Source organism: Paenibacillus sp. TSM33, assembly GCF_056099025.1.
The window spans coordinates 221,727-228,917 of record NZ_JBLZXB010000022.1; the positions used below are offsets into that span (position 1 = coordinate 221,727).

General features: G+C 46.6%; 10 protein-coding genes. 6 read left to right on the forward strand and 4 right to left on the reverse strand.

Annotated elements, in window-relative coordinates; all coding sequences use genetic code 11:
* Positions 1–121: 121 nt before the first annotated feature.
* The 4 genes from ACN6NF_RS23230 to ACN6NF_RS23245 are packed head-to-tail and all read left to right on the forward strand — an operon-like array spanning position 122 to position 2,364.
* A complete protein-coding gene (locus ACN6NF_RS23230) occupies positions 122–715 on the forward strand; it encodes a TetR/AcrR family transcriptional regulator (RefSeq protein WP_474319802.1) in 594 nt (197 codons plus the stop codon).
* A 46-nt stretch (positions 716–761) separates the two neighbouring features.
* Positions 762–1,103 (forward strand): DMT family transporter, encoded by a 342-nt coding sequence (locus tag ACN6NF_RS23235; RefSeq protein ID WP_474319804.1) that lies wholly within the window; start codon positions 762–764, stop codon positions 1,101–1,103.
* On the forward strand, positions 1,103–1,417 hold the full coding sequence (locus tag ACN6NF_RS23240) for a DMT family transporter (RefSeq protein WP_016822860.1): 315 nt from the start codon (positions 1,103–1,105) through the stop codon (positions 1,415–1,417). Before ACN6NF_RS23235 ends, ACN6NF_RS23240 begins: the two co-directional genes overlap by 1 nt.
* A 14-nt stretch (positions 1,418–1,431) precedes the next feature.
* Positions 1,432–2,364: a 1-phosphofructokinase family hexose kinase gene (locus ACN6NF_RS23245; RefSeq protein WP_474319805.1), complete on the forward strand. Its 933-nt coding sequence runs from the start codon at positions 1,432–1,434 to the stop codon at positions 2,362–2,364.
* Between the two features lie 104 nt (positions 2,365–2,468).
* On the opposite strand, the gene ACN6NF_RS23250 is transcribed toward ACN6NF_RS23245, so the two are convergent.
* Positions 2,469–2,903 (reverse strand): Lrp/AsnC family transcriptional regulator, encoded by a 435-nt coding sequence (locus ACN6NF_RS23250; RefSeq protein ID WP_019688833.1) that lies wholly within the window; start codon positions 2,901–2,903, stop codon positions 2,469–2,471.
* A 158-nt stretch (positions 2,904–3,061) separates the two neighbouring features.
* Here ACN6NF_RS23250 and ACN6NF_RS23255 point away from each other — a divergent pair, with 158 nt between their 5' ends.
* Together ACN6NF_RS23255 and ACN6NF_RS23260 are read left to right on the forward strand one after the other, a co-directional pair.
* Positions 3,062–3,523 carry a VOC family protein gene (locus ACN6NF_RS23255; protein WP_016822857.1) on the forward strand — a complete coding sequence of 154 codons (462 nt, stop codon included), beginning with the start codon at positions 3,062–3,064 and terminating at the stop codon, positions 3,521–3,523.
* 170 nt (positions 3,524–3,693) lie between these two features.
* A complete protein-coding gene (locus ACN6NF_RS23260) occupies positions 3,694–4,158 on the forward strand; it encodes a DUF3592 domain-containing protein (RefSeq protein ID WP_016822856.1) in 465 nt (154 codons plus the stop codon).
* Between the two features lie 11 nt (positions 4,159–4,169).
* Here ACN6NF_RS23260 and ACN6NF_RS23265 read toward each other — a convergent pair whose 3' ends face one another.
* The 3 genes from ACN6NF_RS23265 to ACN6NF_RS23275 all read right to left on the reverse strand — a co-directional run.
* The gene (locus ACN6NF_RS23265; RefSeq protein WP_044786172.1) at positions 4,170–4,784 is read right to left on the reverse strand and encodes a LysE/ArgO family amino acid transporter; all 615 of its coding nucleotides are present in this window, start codon (positions 4,782–4,784) and stop codon (positions 4,170–4,172) included.
* Positions 4,785–4,874: 90 nt separating this feature from the next.
* The gene (mobA, locus tag ACN6NF_RS23270; protein ID WP_177189495.1) at positions 4,875–5,639 is read right to left on the reverse strand and encodes a molybdenum cofactor guanylyltransferase; all 765 of its coding nucleotides are present in this window, start codon (positions 5,637–5,639) and stop codon (positions 4,875–4,877) included.
* A 135-nt stretch (positions 5,640–5,774) separates the two neighbouring features.
* Positions 5,775–7,191 (reverse strand): S-layer homology domain-containing protein (locus tag ACN6NF_RS23275; protein ID WP_474319807.1); only part of this gene is annotated, 1,417 nt, incomplete at its 5' end.

Here is a 7,191-nt window from a genome sequence, read left to right on the forward strand (position 1 = left end):
TCCCACTTTTTTATTTAAATGTTGAATAAAAAAATCCAATTACATAACGAAATGTCGATGGGTTGACACTTACTTTTTTTCATGTGAGAATAAACTAACGAACGTTAGGTAGGTGATAATGATGGGAATGGAAGAGATTCGAAAGGCCGCTCTTTTCCAATTTGCCGCTAATGGGTATGAGGGAGCATCCTTGAGCAGTATTGCCGCCGAGGTTGGAATCCGAAAACCATCTATTTATGCGCATTTTCAAGGCAAGGAGGATCTGTTTTTGCAGGTGGCAAGTTATGCGTTTCAAGAGCAGAATTTACGTATTTTCGAATACTTTACGGAACGCAAAGAACAGTCGCTGGAACATTCACTGCATGATTTCCTGTTCTGGATGGAACAGGAATATGAGGGCAACAACTCAGCCAAGTTTATGCTTCGTTTTTCCTTTTTTCCGCCTGTATCTTTATATAACGAGGTACTGAATATTGTGAATCCTTTCCTGGAACAAATGGAGCGAAAATTAACTCGTCGCCTCCGAAATGTACGGGATCGGGAACCCTTTGGACATATGAAGCCAGCGGATGTGGCTTTAGCCTACATGACGCTGGTGGATGGAATCATGGTAGAGCTACTGTACAGTGGAAGCACCAACTACCACCGAAGGCTGAACGCTGCATGGCCTATTTTTTGGCGTGGGATTACGTTAACTTCATCTCATGAAGGGTGACGCAGTCGTAATTGTAAAATTATACTGAATTGAGGAGAAATTCATCATGAATCGCAGTTGGATTTACGTTTTTGTTGGAGGCCTGATTGAGGTCGTATGGGTATCAGGCTTGAAGCATGCACATTCTGTACTCACCTGGGCTGTAACTGTGCTGGCTGTGGTGGCCAGCTTTTATTTAATCATGAAGGCTGCAAAGCGTCTGCCTGTAGGCACGGTATATGCTGTATTTACCGGACTGGGGACAGGGGGAACCGTCGTAGGCGAAATGCTGCTTTTCGGGGAACCGTTTCAATGGTCCAAAACGCTGTTAATCGCCCTTTTGCTAGCAGGTGTGATCGGCTTGAAGTTAGTTACCGATCGTGATGCTCAGGAAGGGAGTGGTGCATAATGGCTTGGATTGCACTGGTTATCGCGGGCTGCTCGGAAGTGCTTGGAGTCATCGGCATGAAGGGAGTTACGGTCGGCAAAGGGTGGAAGGCCCTGGCACTTATGATTTTATCCTTTATTCTTAGCTTCTCTCTGCTCAGCTTCGCCATGAAAAGTTTGCCGATGGGAACTTCTTATGCCGTATGGACAGGCATTGGAACCGTCGGCAGTACGATTACAGGCATGTTCTTGTATGGTGAGCAAAAAAGCGTACTGCGTGTTTTATTCATCGCCATGATTCTTGCCGCAGCATTGGGCTTAAAGCTGATTTCTTAAAGGAGTGATGCCTTGTGATTACCACCGTAACGCTTAACGCGGCAGTGGATAAGATCTACACGGTTGCAGGCTTTGGATTGAATGCCGTCCACCGCATAGAAAACGGTCTGACAGTACCAGGCGGCAAGGGCGTGAATGCCGCTCGTGTCATTCGCACGCTAGGTCAGCCTGTACGGGCGACCGGGTTTGTAGCTGGACATACCGGACGGCTACTCATCGACGGGTTGAGCACGGAGGGCGTAAGCGCCGATTTCATCGAAACGGCATACGGGGAAACCCGTCTCGCCATAACCGTGCTCGACCCGGCTGCCCGCACGCAGACCGAGCTGATTGAGAGCGGCCCGACCGTTGGGCCGCTTGAACTAGCCGCACTGCGGCGCAAAATCGCGACCCTTGCCGAGAATTCGGCTTGGGTCGTTCTCTCCGGCAGCCTGCCACCCGGCTGCCCGTCCGATCTGTATGCCGAGCTGTGCACGCTGGCAAAGGAACGCGGCGCGCGCGTGGCGCTGGACGCGAGCGGCGAGGCGCTGCGCTTGGGGCTGCGCGGGAAGCCCGACCTCGTGAAGCCTAACGAGGATGAGGCCGCCCGCTTCGCGGGGATCGACGCCACGCGCCCAGATGCCGCTGAAGCGGCGGCATCACAGCTACTGGAAGCCGGAGCGCAGCTGGCCGTCATCTCGCTCGGCGCACACGGGGCACTAGCGGTAACGCGCGATGCACGCTACCGCGTAAGCCTGCCGGACGCGGACATTGTCAGCGCGCTCGGCAGCGGTGACGCCATGGTCGCCGGGCTGGTTAGCGGCGCGGTGGCGGGGCTGGAGCTCCCTGCCATGCTACGACAGGGAGCGGCCTGCGGCACGGCGGCTGCTCTGCACGCCATGGCCGGCAAGATCGAGCTTCAGGACGTGGAACGTCTGAAGCAAGGAATTACGGTGACGCTGGTGTAATTCAGCGTCACTTTTTTTATTTCATCCAATCATTCGCTTAATTTAATGCTACGAATAACAGCTTTCTGAATGATTTATGTTCCAAATATGCGTTGCCGGATGACTTACAACAAAACCCTGTTTTCCAGTATATTTTTCATACAAATATGCGATTTGGAAGGCCCCAGCTTGACTAGTGAATCCTGAAACTCTGCAATTTCCTCTACAGACGCGCTTTGTACCTTAATGAGATAATTAAATTCCCCGCTGATGCGAAACAAATCGGTAACCTCCTTCGCCTCCTTACAAAAATCAATCAGCTCTTGGCAATGTTCTGTCTTTATCAGAATAAACGTAGTTGTCCCCCGATCCAGTTCCCGTAAATTAAATACAGCATTATATCCAGAAATAATCCCTCGTTCTTCAAGCTTGGTCATTCTTTCTTTAACGGACGGTTGTGACATCGAAATTTCTTTGCTGATTTGGGAAATCGTTATTCGCGCATCATGCTGTAACAATTTCATGATTTTGTAGTCTATCTCGTCTATGTGATGCTGCATATCAAGTACCTCCTGATTTGGATTTAAAAAGTAACGTTTTTCGTCAAAAATATCTTCGGTTTCATAACCAATATAGTATAAAAAGCTTATTTTAAATATATATGTAGCACATAATTATTCATATAATAAGGTTTACTTACATATAAGGAGGATCTGAAATGAGTGTGAAGGGACTAGCTCATGTGGCCATCCAAGCCCGTGATTATCAAGCAACCATTGCATTTTATACCGAAGTACTGGGATTTAAAAGAGGACATCACTGGAGTCTTCCATCCTTTCGGATTCAAGAAGCTTCCATGCTGATCTCACCTGACCAAAGAACCTGTCTCGAAATCTTTGATAACGATGCCGTCATTCCTGCCCAAGGGAAAAAGGCTGCATCCGAGCAGGACATTGCTCATGGGGCTTTATTACACCTCGCATTTTACGTAGACAATGTGGATGAAATATACCAAAAAGCCCTTGTCCACGGAGCAAGAACCTTTGTGGAACCCAATCAGCTTACACTTGGCGAACCTCCTCTAGTAGTCACCAATGCATTAGTCCACAGCCCTAATGGTGAGGTTATCGAATTTATCGAGGATGTTGATTTTGACATGTCCCAATCGAGCAAGAAGTAGTCCCCACAGCTATTAAAAAGATCCACTTCCCGGGGAAGCGGATCTTTTTTTATACTCCATTCATCTCCACCTTATTCTCTATGGAAAAATTAAACTATTCTTAAGTATTTCCGATATATTGTTTATCACTTGGTTTGAAGGAGTAGATTATCATTTCAATTGATTTCAATGTGTACTGGTTTCATTTTAGCTCCGATCTGCTCATGCCGTTGTTCAGCTTGATCGGTCTGCTGCTCATCTATTTCGGATTCAGAACGATCCGTCGCCACCGTTATCGTAAACGCCACTGGGTCCGTACCAAAGGGCAAATCGTTGACGCGCATATCGAAGTAGACATAGATGTCGTTCCCTTTGACCGTGATGATCCGGTAGATACCAGCTACACCCGCCGATTAAAGGTACGCTTCTATACCGCTTCAGGTGAAGTCGTGGAATTCTGGAATCCTTATAGTACCAATCTCAGCCTCAACCGGGTTGGCAGCAAGATTAAGGTACTATACAATCCGGCCAACCCTCGGGACGCCCGAATTGCTGGCGGTGTAAATGGTGCAGGCTGTCTGGCCTTTATGTTGTTTTTGATCGGTGTCCCCTTTGCTTTGAGCGGGGTATTCGCTTTATTGAAATTTTTCTTCTAACAAGGCTTGGGTCACATACTAGTCATAAAAGTTATCGCCATATAAATGGCCAGACCCAAAATAATCAGTGCCGATATTTTGTTGAGCATAGTACCAAACTTTCCTTCTGAATCCATACGTCCTACAAGCCGGCCCGCCGTTGCCAGACCCACAAACCATATCCACGATACTGACACGGCAGCCAGACCGAAGGCCCAACGTTCCCCGCCGTTATATTGAAGGGAGCTGGTTCCAATTACACCAACCGTGTCAAGTATGGCATGTGGATTCAGTAGCGATACCGAGGCAGCAAAAATCATCTGGCGTTTCGGCAGCATCGGCTGGCTTTCTCCCGAGGAAGCAGCCTTGGACCTCCAAAGAGTCCAAGCCATATACAGCAAAAACAAACAGCCCGCCGCATAAAGCACATTCGTGAGCCATAGAAATTGCTGCAAAACAAGGGATACACCCCCAACGGCAAGCGTGATCAGAATGGTGTCACAGACACCCGCTGTAATGACCGCAGGCAAGGCATTGCGAAACCGCGACTGGGACGCCCCCTGATTAAACACAAATACATTTTGTACCCCTAAAGGCAAAATCAATCCCAATGCCAATAAAACGGCATGAATAATAGCTTCCAGCATGTTATGTACTCCCCCTAAAACATGATATATCTTTTCACTCATCTTCCACTATTTCTTCTATCCTTAGGTGAGAGCATTGTTCTGAATTCCTTATTTTTCTAGGTTTTCTCTATTCTCTGTTTTTTGCATGGACGGTACGTGTTGTATACCCTCCAATTGTTTCGCGATAAGCTGGTAATCCTGTGGATAGTTCATGTTAAACACAGCTTGCTTCCACATGTCTAAGCTCGCTCCCGGCCATTCGCCAGCTTTCTCATAACGAACATTCAAGGAGTTCAGCCAGTCGATCAGACGAAGCCGGCCACTCCGTAGGCATTGCTCAGCAGAAGGCAGCACACTTCGATGATATAGCCCCAGCAACGGATGTATACGTCCATCCACAGATGCAATTATCGCCTGTAATTCTAGTTGTGTTGACTGAGGCAATAAGTCTTTTCCACAAAATGTTTTTTGCTCTCTTTGGACCTGTTGCTTCCTTTTTTCATTAGCTATCTCTTGCGTAGCTTCCCAGTTTGTTGCGTGTGCAAGTAAAGCATGGAATATCTCTTGTTGCACAAAAGGCATATCGCAGGCTACTACGACCCCCCATTCTGTTTTGGAAGCAGAAAGTCCTGCATGGATACCGCTCAAAGGACCCAAGCCTGGATATAGATCTTCCGTTGTTTCCAGCCCAAGTGCCCTATACTGTTGTGAATCCCGAGTCACTACAATAACTCTTCCCGCGACTTTCTCTAGCTCAGCAACTATCCTCTCCAGTACCGTAACTCCTCCGAACTTGAGCAGTGCTTTGTCCTGTCCCATTCTGCTAGAGCGTCCACCCGCCACAATAATTCCAGTCACCTCCACCACCACCATCGCACCTCCTTTTTTCTAAAAAACTATCTTGAAACAGCGATAGCTCTAATCATAGCATTTATTATAAAGCATAAAAAAACGGCGATCCCCACGGACCGCCAAAAAAGAGTACTTATTCGTCTAATTTATTGTTCTTTAGTTTGTAAATTTAATCAGTTGCAAAAACCGTTTTAATATCGAAGTTGCTTCTACCCGTGTTGCATGTTGTTTGGGAGCAAGCAGGTCTGGAGACACGCCCTTAATTAACCCTTGCTCTGTAGCCTGCGCCATAGCCTGTTGGGCCCAAGGAGAAACAGTAGAAGAATCGCTGTAAACCTCTTTATATTCCTCACTAGAAGGAATGGTATTTAAAGTCTGAACGTAATCTACAGCCTTTTCAGCAATGACCGCAATTTCCTCGCGAGTAATCACCTTTTCTGGTCCAAATGACTGATTCCCGTAACCTCGGATCAGACCTGCATCTATCGCAGCTCCAACACTACCAGCATACCAGGCATCTTCTTTTATATCTGTAAAGTGTTTAGGTAATGGCTTTTCCTGCATACCCAATCCACGGACAAGCAGTGCCACAAATTCAGCTCTTGTTATAGCCCGATTTGGCTCAAAAATATCAGGCTGAACACCTTTGACAATTAGCTTGTTTGCCATCATTTCCACATCTTTTTGCGCCCAATGATTCTCCAGATCCTTAAATTTTTTGTCTGCTGAGACTACAGCATAAATACTGTTATGATTGGATTTGATGATTGCCTCCGTTTGTCCATTTACATTTCGGACCAATACGGGAACAGACGATAAAGCACCTGTCTTAGGATCGAACCATACAGCCACTACATGCTCAGGATCAACTTGAAGCCCCAGAATCAATTTCCGCTCCACGTAATTCCCGAAAAATTCAGTGATCTCTTGATTTCCAGCCATAAGCTTAAAGTCAACCGGATTCACCAAAACATCCGTTAGCCCTGTATCAGCAATAGCTTGTCTTACTTGTGTCCCGTTTTCGTCTGTTAACGACGAAATTTCGACTGTCAGGCTTTCTTCTGGATATAACGAAACCAATTTATCGATCAGTTCAGTAGAAAGAGTAAACTGAGCTACATCTGTCCGTATGCTTATCGGCAGATTTGTGTTTTCTTTCTTGTATTGTTTTAAAAAGGCGGAAGGTATACTCACTTTTGCTGCTTTACTATAGCCTGAAGCATCAACCACCAGTTCTTTCTGGTCAACATTTGTAACATTCAGAGCTTTACTGGCATCGGCATTATTTAGCCCCACTAGCTGAATTGAAGAATTCATATCGACTGTAGTTCTAGTATCAGTTAATACTCTTTCTGTGTTTGTCGCAGATTCGGAATTAACAGATAGGAAATCTGATTCAGACGTTTTCTTGTTTTTCGAACGATTCGATCTCCCGCCGTGCTCATACCGCGTACGGAACGTCCAATCCTCCGGTGTATGCATCCCTGCATACGGGTTCATTGCAAAGTCCGTCAGTGCTCCCGAGGTAATTTCCAGATAGTACGACTTCCCTTCCTCTAGTCCACCCGAAAAG

Excerpts from the sequence above, each read along its gene's own strand:
- ACN6NF_RS23255 (WP_016822857.1), top strand. The coding sequence starts at position 3,062 with ATGAGTGTGAAGGGACTAGCTCATGTGGCCATCCAAGCCCGTGATTAT.
- ACN6NF_RS23265 (WP_044786172.1), bottom strand. The coding sequence starts at position 4,784 with ATGCTGGAAGCTATTATTCATGCCGTTTTATTGGCATTGGGATTGATT.
- ACN6NF_RS23235 (WP_474319804.1), top strand. The coding sequence starts at position 762 with ATGAATCGCAGTTGGATTTACGTTTTTGTTGGAGGCCTGATTGAGGTC.
- mobA (WP_177189495.1), bottom strand. The coding sequence starts at position 5,639 with ATGGTGGTGGTGGAGGTGACTGGAATTATTGTGGCGGGTGGACGCTCT.
- ACN6NF_RS23250 (WP_019688833.1), bottom strand. The coding sequence starts at position 2,903 with ATGCAGCATCACATAGACGAGATAGACTACAAAATCATGAAATTGTTA.
- ACN6NF_RS23240 (WP_016822860.1), top strand. The coding sequence starts at position 1,103 with ATGGCTTGGATTGCACTGGTTATCGCGGGCTGCTCGGAAGTGCTTGGA.
- ACN6NF_RS23230 (WP_474319802.1), top strand. The coding sequence starts at position 122 with ATGGGAATGGAAGAGATTCGAAAGGCCGCTCTTTTCCAATTTGCCGCT.